At 51.8% G+C, this 15,021-nt stretch carries 17 protein-coding genes and 1 pseudogene; 9 read left to right on the top strand and 9 right to left on the bottom strand.

Annotation, left to right across the window (positions count from 1 at the left end; translation table 11 throughout):
• Positions 1 to 2 precede the first annotated feature (2 nt).
• From flgE to flgB, 4 genes are read right to left on the bottom strand one after another with little or no spacing between them, the layout of a single operon-like run.
• Positions 3 to 1,190, bottom strand: a complete 1,188-nt coding sequence (flgE, locus tag P4S53_RS15630; RefSeq protein WP_337113380.1) for a flagellar hook protein FlgE — start codon at positions 1,188 to 1,190, stop codon at positions 3 to 5.
• A gap of 26 nt (positions 1,191 to 1,216) precedes the next feature.
• A complete protein-coding gene (flgD, locus tag P4S53_RS15625; protein WP_337113379.1) occupies positions 1,217 to 1,894 on the bottom strand; it encodes a flagellar hook assembly protein FlgD in 678 nt (225 codons plus the stop codon).
• A complete protein-coding gene (flgC, locus tag P4S53_RS15620) occupies positions 1,857 to 2,327 on the bottom strand; it encodes a flagellar basal body rod protein FlgC (protein ID WP_337113378.1) in 471 nt (156 codons plus the stop codon). The genes flgD and flgC overlap by 38 nt, the downstream gene beginning before the upstream one ends.
• 5 nt (positions 2,328 to 2,332) lie before the next feature.
• Positions 2,333 to 2,692, bottom strand: coding sequence for a flagellar basal body rod protein FlgB (flgB, locus tag P4S53_RS15615; protein WP_027252394.1), 360 nt, complete (start codon positions 2,690 to 2,692; stop codon positions 2,333 to 2,335).
• Between the two features lie 64 nt (positions 2,693 to 2,756).
• On the opposite strand from flgB, the gene flgA reads away from it, so the two are divergent.
• The 7 genes from flgA to P4S53_RS15580 all read left to right on the top strand — a co-directional run bounded on the left by flgA (position 2,757) and on the right by P4S53_RS15580 (position 7,833).
• Complete coding sequence (flgA, locus tag P4S53_RS15610; protein WP_337113377.1) at positions 2,757 to 3,569, top strand: flagellar basal body P-ring formation chaperone FlgA; 813 nt, start codon at positions 2,757 to 2,759, stop codon at positions 3,567 to 3,569.
• A gap of 81 nt (positions 3,570 to 3,650) precedes the next feature.
• On the top strand, positions 3,651 to 3,932 hold the full coding sequence (gene flgM / locus P4S53_RS15605; protein ID WP_027252396.1) for a flagellar biosynthesis anti-sigma factor FlgM: 282 nt from the start codon (positions 3,651 to 3,653) through the stop codon (positions 3,930 to 3,932).
• An 8-nt stretch (positions 3,933 to 3,940) separates the two neighbouring features.
• Positions 3,941 to 4,372 carry a flagellar export chaperone FlgN gene (gene flgN / locus P4S53_RS15600; RefSeq protein ID WP_337113376.1) on the top strand — a complete coding sequence of 144 codons (432 nt, stop codon included), beginning with the start codon at positions 3,941 to 3,943 and terminating at the stop codon, positions 4,370 to 4,372.
• Between the two features lies 1 nt (position 4,373).
• Complete coding sequence (locus P4S53_RS15595) at positions 4,374 to 5,147, top strand: lytic transglycosylase domain-containing protein (RefSeq protein ID WP_337113375.1); 774 nt, start codon at positions 4,374 to 4,376, stop codon at positions 5,145 to 5,147.
• Between the two features lie 113 nt (positions 5,148 to 5,260).
• Positions 5,261 to 6,457 carry an amino acid ABC transporter substrate-binding protein gene (locus P4S53_RS15590; RefSeq protein ID WP_337113374.1) on the top strand — a complete coding sequence of 399 codons (1,197 nt, stop codon included), beginning with the start codon at positions 5,261 to 5,263 and terminating at the stop codon, positions 6,455 to 6,457.
• 216 nt (positions 6,458 to 6,673) lie between these two features.
• Positions 6,674 to 7,336, top strand: a complete 663-nt coding sequence (locus P4S53_RS15585; RefSeq protein ID WP_337113373.1) for a Bax inhibitor-1/YccA family protein — start codon at positions 6,674 to 6,676, stop codon at positions 7,334 to 7,336.
• 167 nt (positions 7,337 to 7,503) lie between these two features.
• Entirely contained in the window at positions 7,504 to 7,833 is a 330-nt protein-coding gene (locus P4S53_RS15580) for a TusE/DsrC/DsvC family sulfur relay protein (RefSeq protein WP_337113372.1), read from the top strand.
• 28 nt (positions 7,834 to 7,861) lie between these two features.
• Here the strand turns inward: P4S53_RS15580 and yccX are convergent.
• A pseudogene (gene yccX / locus P4S53_RS15575) lies at positions 7,862 to 8,133 on the bottom strand (acylphosphatase).
• An 87-nt stretch (positions 8,134 to 8,220) separates the two neighbouring features.
• Here yccX and P4S53_RS15570 point away from each other — a divergent pair.
• Both P4S53_RS15570 and P4S53_RS15565 read left to right on the top strand, forming a co-directional pair.
• Complete coding sequence (locus P4S53_RS15570) at positions 8,221 to 9,621, top strand: methyl-accepting chemotaxis protein (RefSeq protein ID WP_337113371.1); 1,401 nt, start codon at positions 8,221 to 8,223, stop codon at positions 9,619 to 9,621.
• 145 nt (positions 9,622 to 9,766) lie between these two features.
• Positions 9,767 to 10,957, top strand: coding sequence for a class I SAM-dependent methyltransferase (locus tag P4S53_RS15565; RefSeq protein WP_337113370.1), 1,191 nt, complete (start codon positions 9,767 to 9,769; stop codon positions 10,955 to 10,957).
• 249 nt (positions 10,958 to 11,206) lie between these two features.
• Here P4S53_RS15565 and cyoE read toward each other — a convergent pair whose 3' ends face one another.
• From cyoE to cyoB, 4 genes are read right to left on the bottom strand one after another with little or no spacing between them, the layout of a single operon-like run.
• A complete protein-coding gene (gene cyoE, locus P4S53_RS15560) occupies positions 11,207 to 12,070 on the bottom strand; it encodes a heme o synthase (protein WP_337113369.1) in 864 nt (287 codons plus the stop codon).
• A gap of 14 nt (positions 12,071 to 12,084) precedes the next feature.
• A complete protein-coding gene (cyoD, locus tag P4S53_RS15555) occupies positions 12,085 to 12,396 on the bottom strand; it encodes a cytochrome o ubiquinol oxidase subunit IV (protein ID WP_337113368.1) in 312 nt (103 codons plus the stop codon).
• On the bottom strand, positions 12,396 to 13,001 hold the full coding sequence (cyoC, locus tag P4S53_RS15550) for a cytochrome o ubiquinol oxidase subunit III (RefSeq protein ID WP_337113367.1): 606 nt from the start codon (positions 12,999 to 13,001) through the stop codon (positions 12,396 to 12,398). Before cyoC ends, cyoD begins: the two co-directional genes overlap by 1 nt.
• On the bottom strand, positions 12,991 to 15,021 hold the full coding sequence (gene cyoB / locus P4S53_RS15545) for a cytochrome o ubiquinol oxidase subunit I (protein ID WP_337113366.1): 2,031 nt from the start codon (positions 15,019 to 15,021) through the stop codon (positions 12,991 to 12,993). The genes cyoC and cyoB overlap by 11 nt, the downstream gene beginning before the upstream one ends.

Genomic DNA, 15,021 nt, shown 5'->3' with positions numbered 1-15,021 from the left:
CCTTAAATCGCGTTGAACAGCGCTTGGGTCAGCTGCTCTGTGGTCGAGATGGTTTTGGCGTTCGCCTGATAGTTACGCTGTGCTGTCATCAGGTTGACCAGTTCGCTGGTCAGATCCACATTAGAGCCTTCCAGTGCTCCCGGCGTCAGGCTGCCCAGGATACCGCTGCCAGGCTGACCGGTGATCGGCGCACCAGAACCAAAGCTTTGCTGCCAGCCGGTGTTGCTCACTTTGACCAAAGCTTGCGGGTTCGCAAAATCAGCCAGCATGACCTGACCCTGCAGCAGAGACTGGCCGTTGGTGTAAGTGGCGTAGACCATGCCGTTGTCTTCAACGCGCACGCCTGTCAGTTCACCGGATGAGTAACCGTTCGGGTTGTTGGTGCTGGTGCCGAAATCGGCACCGAACTGGGTGGTCCCCAGCAGGTCGATATCCACACTCATCGGGTCGGCACCGGCAGGGTTAAAAGCAATATTGAAAGGGGCCGCAGGGGTAGCCAGCGTTCCATCGGTATTAAAGGTCGCCGCCTGTGGCGCACCCGGCGCAGCACCGTCAACAGACACATGAATATCCCAAGCATTGGCACCGGTTTTCACGAAATACTGGGTCATGGTGTGCGGATTACCCAGCGAGTCATACACCTTGGTGGTGTAAGAGGAGTTGTAGGTATCGTGATCAGCCATGTTGAATGGCGCAACCGCTGGCGTATTCACGCGTGAGTCGAAGTTCGCCACAAAATCCACACGATCGGTGGCTTGTGCCGCCAGCGACGCGGTTTTAATTTGCAAATCACCCACAGCGCCCGATTGCAGGTTGTTATTCGCGTCAACGGTATAGCCTTGCAGCTTCATGCCCGTGTTGCTGATAATGTTGTTGTCTTTATCTGTGTTGAACACACCAGAGCGGGTATACACCACCTGACCGCTGGTATCTTTGGTGACGAAAAAGCCGTTACCGCCAATCGCCAGATCCAGAGAACGACCTGTGCCGCTCACAGAACCGTTTTTATCAAAGTTCTGAGAGATGGCAGCCACTTCCACACCACCGGCCTGAATACCGTTGTAGACAGAAGAGAACTCAGTACGCGACTCTTTAAAGCCAGTGGTCGACACGTTTGCAATGTTGTTACTGATGGTATTGAGCTGTGTATTGGTGGCTCCCAGGCCACTCAGCGCGATATCAAAACTCATAATATCCTCGTTATCTTGTATGAAAATCAGCTGCCGAACTGGCTAATCTGGTAGAAAGGAACGCTGCCGACACCGGCAACATTGACCAGGGCTGAGCCCCCGTTACTGGGTACACGTACTTGTTCAACCTGACCGGCCAGCAGCACCTTGGGCTCTGTCTGACCGGACTGGACTTCCACCGACACGGTGTAATTCCCTTCCGGCAGTTCCAGCGCCTCCGGGTCAATGGTGAAATCCACATCGCCCGCGCCGTGTGCGCCCAGCGGTACTTTGGTCACACGGCCATAGTCATCTTCCAGCAGCAGGTTGACCTGATTCGACGCGTGCGCCAGTTCAATCTTGCCGCTCTGGGTACCTTCACCCAGGGTCATTTCATTGGTGTTGACATACACTGTCTGTCCCACTAAACCCGCTGTTGCCAGTACCTGCATGTTGTCCATCAAGACCATGCTGTTCTGCATCATCTTGGACATATTCTCGGTGCTTTGAACCTGAGAGAACTGCGCCAGCTGACCGACATATTCGGTACCGTCCAGCGGGTTGAGCGGATCCTGATTCTGGATCTGAGCCACCATCAGGGTCAGGAACTCGTTCTGCAGGGCATCCGCACTGTTATCGTTGGCACGGTTTGCCTGAACACCGGTATTGCCGCTTGTGGTTGCCGGGCTATCCCCGGACAAGGCGGTATATTGTGCTAAGCTCATCGGCTACCCTCCCCAGACGCAGCAGGCCCTGCTGCATACTTTTCACATTGGCCAGCACTTCGACATTGGTCTCGTAACTGCGGGTAGCGGACATCATGTCTGCCATTTCCGCCACAACGTCGATGCCCGGATAGAAGACATAGCCTTCATCGTTCGCCAGCGGGTTATTCGGTTCGAAACGCTTATCCACTTTGCCATCATGCTGAACCACATCGACAATGCGCACTTCCGCATTCGGGTACACATCTTTATCAGCAGATAATTGTGTCTGGCTGTACACAGTGGCAAACACAGGTTTCAGCGCTTTGTAAGCATCATTAGGATTGCTGGCTACTGCGTCGGCATTGGCCAGGTTACTGGCTATCGTATTCAGACGGACGGTTTGCGCCGTCATTGCAGAACCAGCGATTGAGTAGATGTCCGTAAAAGCCATAGTGATTAACGACCCTCAATTGCTTTGGCCAGTCCGCTGAACTTCATGTTCATAAATGTCAGACTGGTTTGAAAATCCATGTTGTTCTGGGCAAACTTGGCTTGTTCCACGCCCAGCTCAACGGTGTTACCGGTTTTGCTGTTCTGGTACGGCACCCGGTATTTCGCGCTCACATCCAATTGCGGTGGGGGTGTATCCACTCGTGAGCTTGTGTTTTTCATCACGCTTTCAAACGCCAGGTCTCTGGCGAGATATCCAGGGGTATCGACATTTGCTAAGTTGCTTGCCAATACTTTGCTGCGCTGTACCCTGAAATTAAGCGCATCAGGATGGACACCCAGCGCATTTTCAAAACTGATCGCCATTGTTTTTCCTTTAAATCGGTCACGCTTGCACCATGACTACTAACAAGAAACATGCCAATATTTTATGTATTATTTTTCAATAGGTTACAAAGAGGAAGGGAAGCGGAACTTCCGCCCTTTCACACATAAGCGGAAATCAGGAAACAGGAAATCCGGCAAGCTTCTCGCGCTGTGGGCAACGGTATTTCTGCTCCCTTCTGTGACCCTGGCTGACAGCGGTAACAAACAGGATGCGTCTGAACTGGTGGCCTGGACACAGGCTCAGATCGAGCAGGAAATCGCCAGTTATGCGTCAAGACAACAATGGCCGGACTATCACACGGAAATCAGTATCAGTGTGCCGGCTTCTGTGGATCACCTGCCGGCCTGTGACACTGCGCTGTATATCAGCGCCGCCGATCAGCAGAGCCTGCCGGTGGGTTATCTGCGCCGTCAGCTTGAATGCCAGTCCGGCCCCCAGCCCTGGAAACTGAATATTACCGCGCAGGTCAGTATCCGATTACCGGTCATTGTTTCGACAACACACATCCGGCGGGATACCAAACTGTCGGCAACCCTGCTCAAATCCCAGACCTTAACGCTGAGCCGCAATGAAGCGTTTGCGACCCGGCCCGAGCAGCTCATTGGCCAGCGAACCTTAAGGCGGATCCGCAGCGGCCAGATCATCAACCCATTGCAGCTCCAGCCGCTGTGGCTGGTCGAGGAAGGTGACGCTGTCGTCATCGTCGCCAGCAAAAATGGCCTGGAGGCCAGCATGAAAGGAGAAGCCTTACAAAATGGTGTTAAAGGTGAGCAGGTTTCTGTCCGCAATATCAGTTCAGGAAAGGTCGTTCAGGCTTTAGTGGTCGAGCGTGGAAAAGTTGAAACTATTTTTTAATTTCCGCCCGGAAGCGGTCGCCCTTCCTCTTTAGCAGACACTTAAATTCAAGCGGTAGAAAAAAGCGAGCAGGATAAATTCATGAAAATTGACAAAGTAATTAATTCTCAAGTGGCGTCGTCAACACAGCGTCCGTCCAGCCCGGCACAAGTGGAAACCGCAGGTAAGTCGAAAGGCCTGGAGCCAGTGATCAGCGCCAGCAACCAGATCATTTCACAGGCGCAGGAAAAACTGGCCGATTTACCGGACATCGATATGGAAAAAGTGAATGCGGTGAAGCAGGCGCTGGCAAAAGGCGATCTCAAACTCGACATTGATACCCTGTCCAGCGCGATTCTGGAATTCCACACCGGACACGAATGAGGCCAGACATGAGCAAGCAGCAGATAGTGAAAGCACTGATTCAGGGGATCCGCCACGACCTCCAGGCTTACCAGCAACTCGGTCAACTGCTGTTACGGCAGCAAGCCAGTTATCTGCAATTTAACGGCACGACGTTATCCGAACTGGTCAAAAAGCAGGAACACTTGCTTGCTCAGCTTCAACACAGCGCCTCGCAGCGCAGGCAGTTATTACAACAGCTCGGACTGTCTGCCGATAAGCAAGGTATGGCGGTACTGATGAAAAAACTGCCGTCACCTCTGAATACTCAGGTTCGCCAGAGCTGGCAACAACTGGAGAATCACATCCAGTCTTGTCAGAAAACCAATCAGGTGAACGGCAACCTGTCCGCCTCTTATGGTGAATTGCTGATGCAGATTAAAGGCGAACCCGCCTATGGCACGGCATTAATGCAGAGCTGATATGACGACTGCCCGCAAAACCGCCGCCTGCTTTTGGGCCGGTTTCTGTTGTTGGTTCACACTGATTATCATGCCGGGTTTCGCATTCGCCAACCCGGCATCGTCGTCTTTTTCTCTCAGTGCCAATGCCTTACAGGCTCAGGTCGACAAGTTACTTCCCCACCGCCAGCTGATTCAGCGACACCTGCTGCGTCATCAAGAGACACTGCTTGATATTGCGCGGGCCCTGCGCGACAAACAGCTCCCGGCCAACCTGGCGTTACTGCCCATGATTGAATCCACGTTCAGGGTGGATGCGGTCTCGTCAGCCAATGCAGCCGGCCTGTGGCAGTTGATCCCGGCCACCGCCGAGCGGTTCGGATTGCAGGTACAAGCCGACAACGACGAGCGTTTTGATGTTAAAAAGAGCACTCAGGCCGCCGTCGCTTACCTGTCATTTCTGTACAACAAGTTCGATCAGGACCTTGCGCTGACACTGGCCGCCTACAATGCCGGCGAAGGCAGAGTCGGCCGGGCCATGAAAAAAGCCAACAGCCACCAGTTCACGGCGCTCTCGTTACCGAAGGAAACCCGCGACTATGTGCACAAATTTCATGCACTGCTTTCGGTTGTGGATCTGGACGCACTGACCCGGCAGGCAAGCTCAAAAGATCCCCTTCTCCGGCTGAGCATCAGCCGCCCGCCCACCGATATGGAAACCCGGATACTGACTGATCTGTTTGCTAAACGGGAGGTCATCAACATGTCACCTGTCAAACCACTGATCCCTTTATAAATATTGATACTCGCACATCCGTGAACGATTCCTATACTGAAGATTGATATTTCTATTCATAAGCATTAGCTGTCGGTTCTCACCTACAGGCCGATGAAGTAAAAGGACACGTTATGACGGACACGATTCAGGCTTGTCTGCTGGGAACCCTATGCCTGCTGATGATCTCAGGGTGTGATCGCGACAATGCACAAGACAAAGCGCTCATCAAAGCGCTGGAAAATAAAGTCGAGATGCTCGAGCAGCAGATGGAAGAACAGCCGGTTCAAAACCTTCTGAGTCAGGATTCGCAACGTGTCGAAGAGCTTGAACGAGAAGTCAACACACTCAGGAGCCGTCTGAGCAAACAAATCAGCTTTTCCCCGACCTTGCAGCGTATCGCCGAAAAAGGTTACCTCGAATGTGGTGTCAGTACCGGGCTGCCCGGATTTTCCATGCCCAATCAGAAAGGCGAATGGTCTGGTCTTGATGTGGAATTCTGCCAGGCTGTCGCCGCCGCGACGCTGGGCGATAAAAACAAAGTAAAATTTATCCCGCTCAATGCCCGGGAACGCTTTTCAGCGCTGCAAAAAGGTGAGATAGATATCTTGTCACGTAATACGACCTGGACCTTACAGCGCGACACGGCGCTCGAACTGCATTTTGCCGGCATCCTGTACTTTGATGGTCAGGGCTTCATGGTGAAAAAATCCCTCAATGCCAACAGAGCGGAAGATTTATCCGGCGCCACCATTTGTGTTCAGTCCGGCACCACCACTGAGCTGAACCTTGAAGACTATTTCAAACTCAATCACCTGACTTACACCCTGGTGCCGTTTGATACCGCGCAGGAAACAATCAAGGGTTTTGAAGAGGGCCGCTGCGAGGTGCTGACCGCGGATCAGTCCGGCCTTTATGGCTTAAGGCTGAATCTGAAAAATGCAGAAGACGCGATTATTTTGCCGGATATCATTTCCAAAGAGCCGCTGGGACCTGTGGTCCGCCAGGGAGACGATCAGTGGTACAACATCGTGAAATGGACGCTCAATGCCATGATTAATGCCGAGGAGATGGGGATCAGTTCGCAAAATATCGATGAGATGAAAAGCAGTAATATTCCTGAAATTCGCCGGTTTCTTGGCTTAGATGGTCCGCAGGGAAAAAGCCTGGGCCTGAAACCAGACTGGGCGTATCAAATTATCAAACAAGTGGGTAATTACGGCGAAAGCTTTGATCGCACCGTCGGCATCCAGTCTCCGCTTCATATACAACGGGCACAAAACAGTCTCTGGACTCAGGGAGGTTTGCATTATGCGCCCCCGATACGTTAGTCTTGCCTCAGCCTGACGGGTCGAACCGTCATATTTACACACTGTTACATCTTTGATCATAGGTATTGGCACTGACTCCAGTATATTTAAGCCAATAGATTCAACGTTTTTTTCAATTTCGGTTCAAATTTTCAATGACTTACTATTGAAACTTGCCGACGTTGCCGCCATATATGGCATAGTAGATTTCAACACTAACCCTAAGGGGAAGCATTTATGAACGATCGTATTGTTCGTAGTAATGGCTACGAAGGCGTACTGTCAACAAACAAGGTTCTGCGTAACACTTATTTCCTGTTATCCCTGACCTTATTGTGGTCAGCCGTGGTCGCCGGTGTTTCAATGGCCATGAACCTGCCGCATCCGGGTTTCATCATCACCCTGGTTGGCTTTTACGGTTTGCTGTTCCTGACAGAAAAGAACCGTGACAGCGGCTTGGGACTGGTGTTTACCTTCCTGCTGACCGGTTTCATGGGTTATACCCTTGGCCCGATCCTGAATATGTACGTGGGCGCAGGGATGGGACACGTGATCATGCCGGCGCTGGGCGGTACTGCACTGACCTTCATGGCCTGTTCTGCTTATGCACTGACCACTAAGCGTGACCTGTCTTTCCTGAACGGCATGCTGCTGGCTGGCTTTATTGCTATCGTGGTTGCTGTGATTGCAAACATCTTCCTGAAATTGCCTATGCTGTCTCTGGTGATCAGCGGAATGTTTGTGCTCTTCTCTTCTGCGGCGATCCTGCTGACAACGCAGTCGATTGTACGCGGCGGTGAGACAAACTATATCTCTGCAACCGTGACGCTGTACGTGTCTATTTACAACCTGTTCCTGAGCCTGCTGCAAATTCTGGGCATCATGGGCAGCGACGATTAATCTCGTCTGTCACTGACAATGAATGTCTGAAGCGCCCTCCGGGGCGCTTTTTTGTTTTTCTGTGATGCGATCAATGGCCTTCAGTAAGCAGACAATCGTGTGCAGAACACTTGCGAAGGACGAGCGATATCACTATCCTTGCCGGGTTAATCACTGCGAGATGTACCATGCTTGAATTTGACGGAACTGTCATCGACACCGATGCTCAGGGGTATTTAAAGAATGTCAGCGACTGGACACCGGAAATGGTGCCCCTGCTGGCGCACGATGAAGGCGTTGAGCTGACTGACGCCCACTGGGAAGTGATCACTTTTGTTCGTGAATTCTATCTGGAATTTAATACCTCACCCGCGATTCGCATGCTGGTGAAGGCAATGGCAAAAAAGTACGGTGAAGAAAAAGGCAGTTCCAAGTATCTGTTCAAACTCTTTCCCAAAGGGCCGGCGAAACAAGCCACCAAACTGGCGGGTTTACCTAAACCGGCAAAATGCCTGTGATTGGTTAGCCGGAGCAACGCAGCTTCGGCTAAATAATTTCAAATCCGTCAATTGCACGCCATTCAAGATCATCCCGACTGACACTGTCCACCCGGGATGTGCGGGGACCACTGGTCAGCCACTCGACCAATTGTTCGACTTTTTCGGCTTTCCCGCACGCCAGCACTTCGACGCTGCCGTCGGGTAAATTCTTCGCATAACCACTGACACCGATTTTCAACCCTTCATGCGCTGTATGAAAACGAAACCCCACCCCTGAACATGGCCAGTGACCCTGACCAAGACGCAAATTTGTGACATATATCACCTCAAGATTAGTCCTATTTAAAAGATAAAATATTAGTATTCACTAACGCCACACCACTCCTCTTTATTCAGGATGACAAAATGAAAGAAGTTGCATTTCGATGGATCGATAAATACCTCATTCACCTCAGGCTGCAGGAGAAGTTCTACCTCTTGTTCTTGTTGCCGCTTATCGGAATGATCGCTGTCAGTGCAATTTTAGCTGATGCTGGCGAAAAGCAGTATCAATCACTTATCACACAAAAATTACAGGCTTCAGCACACTTGCTGGCAGAAATGAAAGTGTCGCAGGCGGATGCCACACAATTGCTGGGAGGGACCCACCTCGCGGTTGGACGTGGGAGCGATGCGGTATCGGTGGCGGGAATGAATTACAGCCTGGTGTCCACTGAGTCATCAGGCCTGTTTGATTACCTCTCAGGGTTTCAGATTGGATTGGGCCTCTTTGTCGTATTCATGGCCTGTGCCATGGTGTATTACATCATGACCTTTATTGGCGGTGCGATGTTCACCACGCACAAAGCACTGTCGACTCTGGCTGATGGCGACCTGACACAGCGGCTGAATTTTTTTAAAGTCCGGGATGAGTTCAGCACCATTGCGATCACTATCGACAAAGTGGCAGAACGCGAACAGCAACTGGTGCTGGCCACGCAGGAAGCCACCGCACTGATGCAGCAAATCAGCAGCGAGCTTCGCCAGCGCTCGATGCAAACTGAAAACCTCTCGGCTGACCAGCAAGCTCATCTGGACTCACTGGCGAGTGCCACCGAAGAGATGGCCTCTTCAATCCGTGAGGTGGCCGCCCATGCCCACGACACCTCAACGCAGACCCGGGAAGCCCAGGATGTGACTGAGCAGGGCCGCATCCAGGTCAGCCATACGAAGCAGGCGATTAACCAACTGACTCGCGAAATTCACCAGGCCGCTGAAGCCGTCAATGCACTCGACAGTAATGCCGCAAAAATTGACGCTGTGGTCACCACCATCAACGCCATTTCAGAGCAAACGAACCTGCTGGCATTGAACGCCGCCATTGAAGCAGCCCGTGCCGGCGAACAAGGGCGCGGTTTTGCCGTGGTCGCGGACGAAGTGCGCACCCTGGCGGGCCGGACACAAACCGCGACCGTCGAAATCCAGCAGATGATTGAATCACTGCAAAAAAACAGCCAGACCCTGATGGCTGTGATGCAGAGCACAGTCACCAACGCCGGTGAGAGTGAAACCCTGATGGGCTCGGTTGACCAGCAAATCACCCAGATATCCGAACGCAATCAGCATATTTCAGATCGCAGCACGGAAATTGCGGCCGCCGCTGAGCAGCAGGGTTCAGTCGCGGACGGGATTGCCAGCAGCGTCGAGCAGGTGCGGGAGCAATCGCGTCAGGTCAAGCAAGTGATTGCCCACACGGCCAGTGATATTGAGCGCTTGAATCAACAGGCGCAGCAACTGGAAATTCTGATGAATGGCGTCAAAGCCTGATTCAGGCGAACCCACATTGCTTCTTCGTTCCTCCCCCTTTCTAAGGGGGAGGTTCACTATTCCTGAAATGCCCTGACTTGCGGTTGATTTTCCTCACACTGAACAAGATAATACGCCTCCATTCTTTACAGCTTCTGGTCCTAACATGACAGCTTCTATCTATTTGGTGAAAGGTCGCGATAAATCACTGCGCCGCCGCCATCCTTGGGTTTTTTCACGTGGTATTCAACGTGTCGAAGGAAAACCGGAACTGGGCGACACCGTTGATGTGTTTGATCACAAAGGTGAATGGCTCGCCCGTGGTGCCTATTCACCTCAGTCTCAGATCCGTGTCCGTGTCTGGTCCTTTGAGCAAAACGATACCATTGATACCGCGTTCTTTATCAAGCGTCTGAACGCCGCTCAGGGTTTGCGGGACATTCTAGCTGAACGTGACGGACTGACAGGTTACCGTTTGATCGCTGCTGAGTCAGACGGACTGCCGGGGATTACTATCGACCGATACCAGGATTTCCTGGTGTGTCAGTTGCTCAGTGCCGGCGCAGAAGCACAAAAAGACAATTTGATTGAAGCACTCAAAACCTGCTACCCGGAGTGCAGCATCTATGAGCGCTCTGATGTCTCAGTCCGTAAAAAAGAAGGCCTGAAGCCTCGCACCGGTGTGTTGCATGGCGAGACCCCGCCAGCGATTGTTACCATTGAAGAAAACGGTATTAAAATTCACGTTGATATCGTTGGCGGCCACAAAACCGGCTTCTATCTGGATCAGCGCGACAGCCGCCAGGCAGCCATCAAGTATGTGAAAGGCAAACGGGTACTGAACTGTTTCTGCTATACCGGCGGTTTCGGTTTGTATGCACTCAAAGGCGGTGCCGACAAAGTCATCAACGTTGATGTCTCGCAGCCGGCGCTGGATACCGCCAGACTCAATGCCGAGATCAACGGCCTGCCCACGGAAAACGCAGAATTCGTCAATGCCGATGTGTTTAAACTGCTGCGCGAGTACCGCGAACGTGGTGAACTGTTTGATGTGGTGATCATGGACCCGCCTAAGTTTGCTGAATCAAAAGCACAGCTGGTGGGCGCCTGCCGGGGTTACAAAGACATTAATATGCTGGCGATGCAGATTCTGAAACCGGGCGGCACGCTGCTGACGTATTCCTGTTCTGGTCTGATGGACAGCAACCTGTTCCAGAAAATTGTTGCTGATGCGGCGCTGGATGCCAAACGTGAAGTACAGTTTATTGAGCGATTCAGCCAGGCGGCGGATCACCCGCTCGACTCTGCGTATCCGGAAGGTTTTTACCTGAAAGGATTTGCCTGTTACGTGAAGTAAACCTGGCGAAACAAGCGACGTTGCACAAGCCGTATTGAATAAGCAACAAAGTCAGTTACAGGAAATGACACACAAGACCGGGCGATCATCGCTCGGTTTTTTTATGAATGAAAAGCAAAAAAAGGTTTTTCTCTGACTCGATGGAGATAGTATCGAGGCAGGAAAAACCCAAACCGGAACAAAAGTAGCTAATTTAAGTTGTTAGCCAAGAGAGTGTTGAATCGGTAAATTGTGATGAACCGCCTGCCGTTATATGAACGGAATCAATTCCAGGCCCAGCACACAGCTGATTCCGGTTACCACAAACAGTGATGTCTTAAATACTGATTTTGACCACTGTACATAGGTGTCCTCGCTCAGAGGACGGAAAGTGACGACGCACCACCACAGGCACACACCCGACGTCACCAGTAGATATTCATAACCGCTGAAACCTAAGCCAAACATCGCCAGCGCCACAAGGGTAAACGCAGCCACATAGGCCATCATATGACGGCGGGCTTTGTGAATGCCTTCAACCACAGGCAACACAGGTATCTCAGCATTCTTGTAGTCCTGCATGCGGAACATGGCAATCGCATAGGAATGCGGCATTTGCCACAGGCAGAACATGATAAACAGCAACATGGCTTCCAGGCTGATGTAGTTGGTCACCGCCAGATACCCCACCAATGGCGGGACGGCGCCTGAGACACTGCCCACTAACGTGCCGTACACCGAATGTCGCTTGTACCACATGGTGTAGAAAAAGACGTAAAAAACAAACCCCAGCAGCACAACGACCGCCGAAAGCGGGTTGGCTTTCTGATACAGCACCGCTGTACCTGACAGCAGCAACACAACCGCGTACACAAAGGCGGCGTCTGCATTGATCGCCCCTTTCGCCAGTAAACGGCTTTGGGTACGGGACATCTTCTGGTCGATATCCCGGTCAAAAATGTTGTTGATCACGCAACCGGAAGCGATCACAAGAGCAACACCCAGCAATGTGTAAATCAGGAGGGGCCCGTTCAGCCCCTCCGTCTTCGCGGCCAGAAAATATCCGGCCAGCACAGAGATGAGGTTACCGATGATGATCCCAGGTTTGGTAATCGAGATGTATCCTTTGATCATTATCGTCATCCGAATTACAGCAGCATGTTTTCGTGCAGATTAACCATGATCCAAACTGAACCCGCAATCAGAATCAGGACGATAACCGCCGTAAACACAAAGGACATTGAGTTCCACATGCCTTTCTCAGAGCGATCCAGGTGCAGGAAATACACCAGATGCACCACCAGCTGAACCACAGCACAGGCCACCAGGATCATGACGGTGGTTGTGGTCGGCAGGCTTTTGGTCGCCGCAAAGTAGAAAGGAATAATGGTCAGGATTAATGACGCAATGAATCCTTTGATGTAATCACCGTAACCGGTTTGATGCGCTTGATTCGCCATTACAATACTCCCAACAGGTAGACGATGGTAAACACGCAGATCCACACGATATCCAGGAAGTGCCAGAACAGGCTCAGACACTGGAAGCGGGTTTCCATCATCTCGTTCAGGCCTTTGGTATTGAGCTGAATCATACACACCAGCATCCAGATCAGACCGGCAGTAACGTGCAGACCATGCGTTGCCACCAGGGTAAAGAAGGACGACAGGAACGCGCTGCGATCCGGGCCGAAACCTTCTTCAATCAGGTGGTGGAACTCGTACACTTCCATCGCCACAAAGCCGAAGCCCAGCAGGAAGGTCACGTACATCCAACGCTTCAGACCACCAATGTCTTTGCGTTTCATGGCAATCATACCGAAGCCAAAGGTGATACTACTGAACAGCAGCATCATAGTTTCGGTAAACACAAACGGCAGCTCGAAGATATCTTTCCCACTCGGACCGCCTGCCGTATTGGTAAACAATACGGCGTAGGTAGCAAACAGTGTTGCGAACAGAATGCAGTCGCTCATCAGGTAAATCCAGAAGCCCAGCAGCTTGGTTTCACCGATGTCGTGATGGTGCTCGTCGTGCTCGTGATGATCGATCGCATTAGTTTGCATATTCGACCTCCATCTCATCTTCGTCGTCGTTATTGGTGGCAGGTTTAGTGCTTGCGCCTGCAACTCGGGCTTTATGTGCTTCTTCGATCGCTTTCACTTCTTCAACCGTCACGTAGTAATCCACGTCTTCGTTAAAGCTGTGCTTGATCCAAGTACCGATCATACCGACCACACCGATAGCGACCAGCCACCAGATGTACCAGATCAGACCAAAACCAAATACCAGTGCATACGCAGAAATAATCACACCAGTGCCGGTATTTTTCGGCATATGGATTGGCTGATAATCACTCGACTGATGGGTTTCACCACGTTCTTTCTGATACCAGTGCGCATCCAGTTCATTACCTTCAGGCAAATGAGCAAAGTTGTAGAACGGCGGTGGCGATGAGGTCGCCCACTCCAGGGTACGGCCATCCCAAGGGTCGCCGGTCACGTCACGCAGCGCTTCACGGTCACGGAAGGTCACGTATAACTGCATGATCTGACACAGGATACCGCACAGAATCAGTACGGCACCAAAGGCGGCAATCGCCAGCATTGGGAAATACTGAGGTTCAATGTGCTGGCTCAGACGGCGTGTCATACCCATAAAGCCCAGAATATAGAGCGGCATAAAGGCCACGAAGAAACCGGTAATCCAGAACCAGAAGGCACGTTTACCCCATTTCTCATCCAGCATGTAGCCGGTGGCTTTCGGGAACCAGTACGCAAAGCCGGCAAAGCAGCCAAAGACCACACCGCCGATAATCACGTTATGGAAGTGTGCAATCAGGAACAGACTGTTATGCAGAACAAAGTTCGCAGCCGGTACCGCCAGCAGCACACCTGTCATCCCACCGATGGTAAAGGTGATCATGAAGCCGATAGTCCACAGCATAGGGGTCGTGAACTTAATGCGGCCGCGGTACATGGTGAACAGCCAGTTGAAGATCTTCACCCCAGTTGGTATGGAGATAACCATCGTGGCGATACCAAAGAAGGCATTCACGTTCGCGCCGGCACCCATAGTGAAGAAGTGGTGCAGCCAGACCACGAAGGCCAGGATGGTGATCACAACCGTCGCCCACACCAGCGAGGTGTAACCAAACAGTTTCTTACGCGAGAAAGTAGCCACAACTTCTGAGAACACACCGAAGACCGGCAGTACCAGAATGTAAACTTCAGGGTGACCCCAGGCCCAAATCAGGTTGACGTACATCATCATGTCGCCGCCCATGTCATTGGTGAAGAAGTGCGTACCCAGGTAACGATCCAGCGTCAGCAGTGCAATGGTCACGGTCAGAATCGGGAACGAAATAATGATCAGTACGTTGGCACACAGTGAGGCCCAGGTGAAAACAGGCATTTTCATCAGCGGCATAGACGGTGTACGCAGGCGCATGATCGTCGTAAAGAAGTTAACGCCCGATAACGTGGTCCCGATACCGGATATCTGCAGTGCCCATATCCAGTAGTCTACCCCCACGCCGGGACTGTATTCCTTACCAGACAGCGGCGGATACGCCAGCCAGCCTGTTTGCGCGAACTCACCGACAAACAGCGACAGGTTGATCAGCACCACACCCACCACGAACAACCAGAAGCTCAGGGAGTTCAGGAACGGGAAAGCAACGTCACGCGCACCGATCTGCAACGGAATAACAATGTTCATCAAACCAATGATGAAAGGCATTGCCATGAAGAAGATCATGATTACGCCGTGCGCAGAGAAAATCTGATCATAGTGATGTGGCGGCAGATAGCCGGTTTCACCCGCAGCAGACAGCACTTGCTGACTGCGCATCATGATGGCATCGGCAAAGCCGCGCATCATCATGACAAAGGCGACGATGATATACATCACACCGATTTTTTTGTGATCGACAGTAGTGAACCACTCTGTCCAGAGGTAACGCCATTTACCCAGGTAGGTAATACCGCCTACCAGAGCCGCGCCGCCCAGCATGATGATCGCCATCGTTATCATGAGAATTGGCTCATGGAACGGTATGGCGTCCAGTGTTAATCGTCCAAACAT

The organism is Photobacterium sp. Hal280 (assembly GCF_037162255.1).
In the GTDB taxonomy this organism is placed as follows: Bacteria; Pseudomonadota; Gammaproteobacteria; order Enterobacterales; family Vibrionaceae; genus Photobacterium.
Note: the sequence above shows the minus strand (reverse complement) of the source record. Positions and strands in the feature narration are given on the sequence as shown.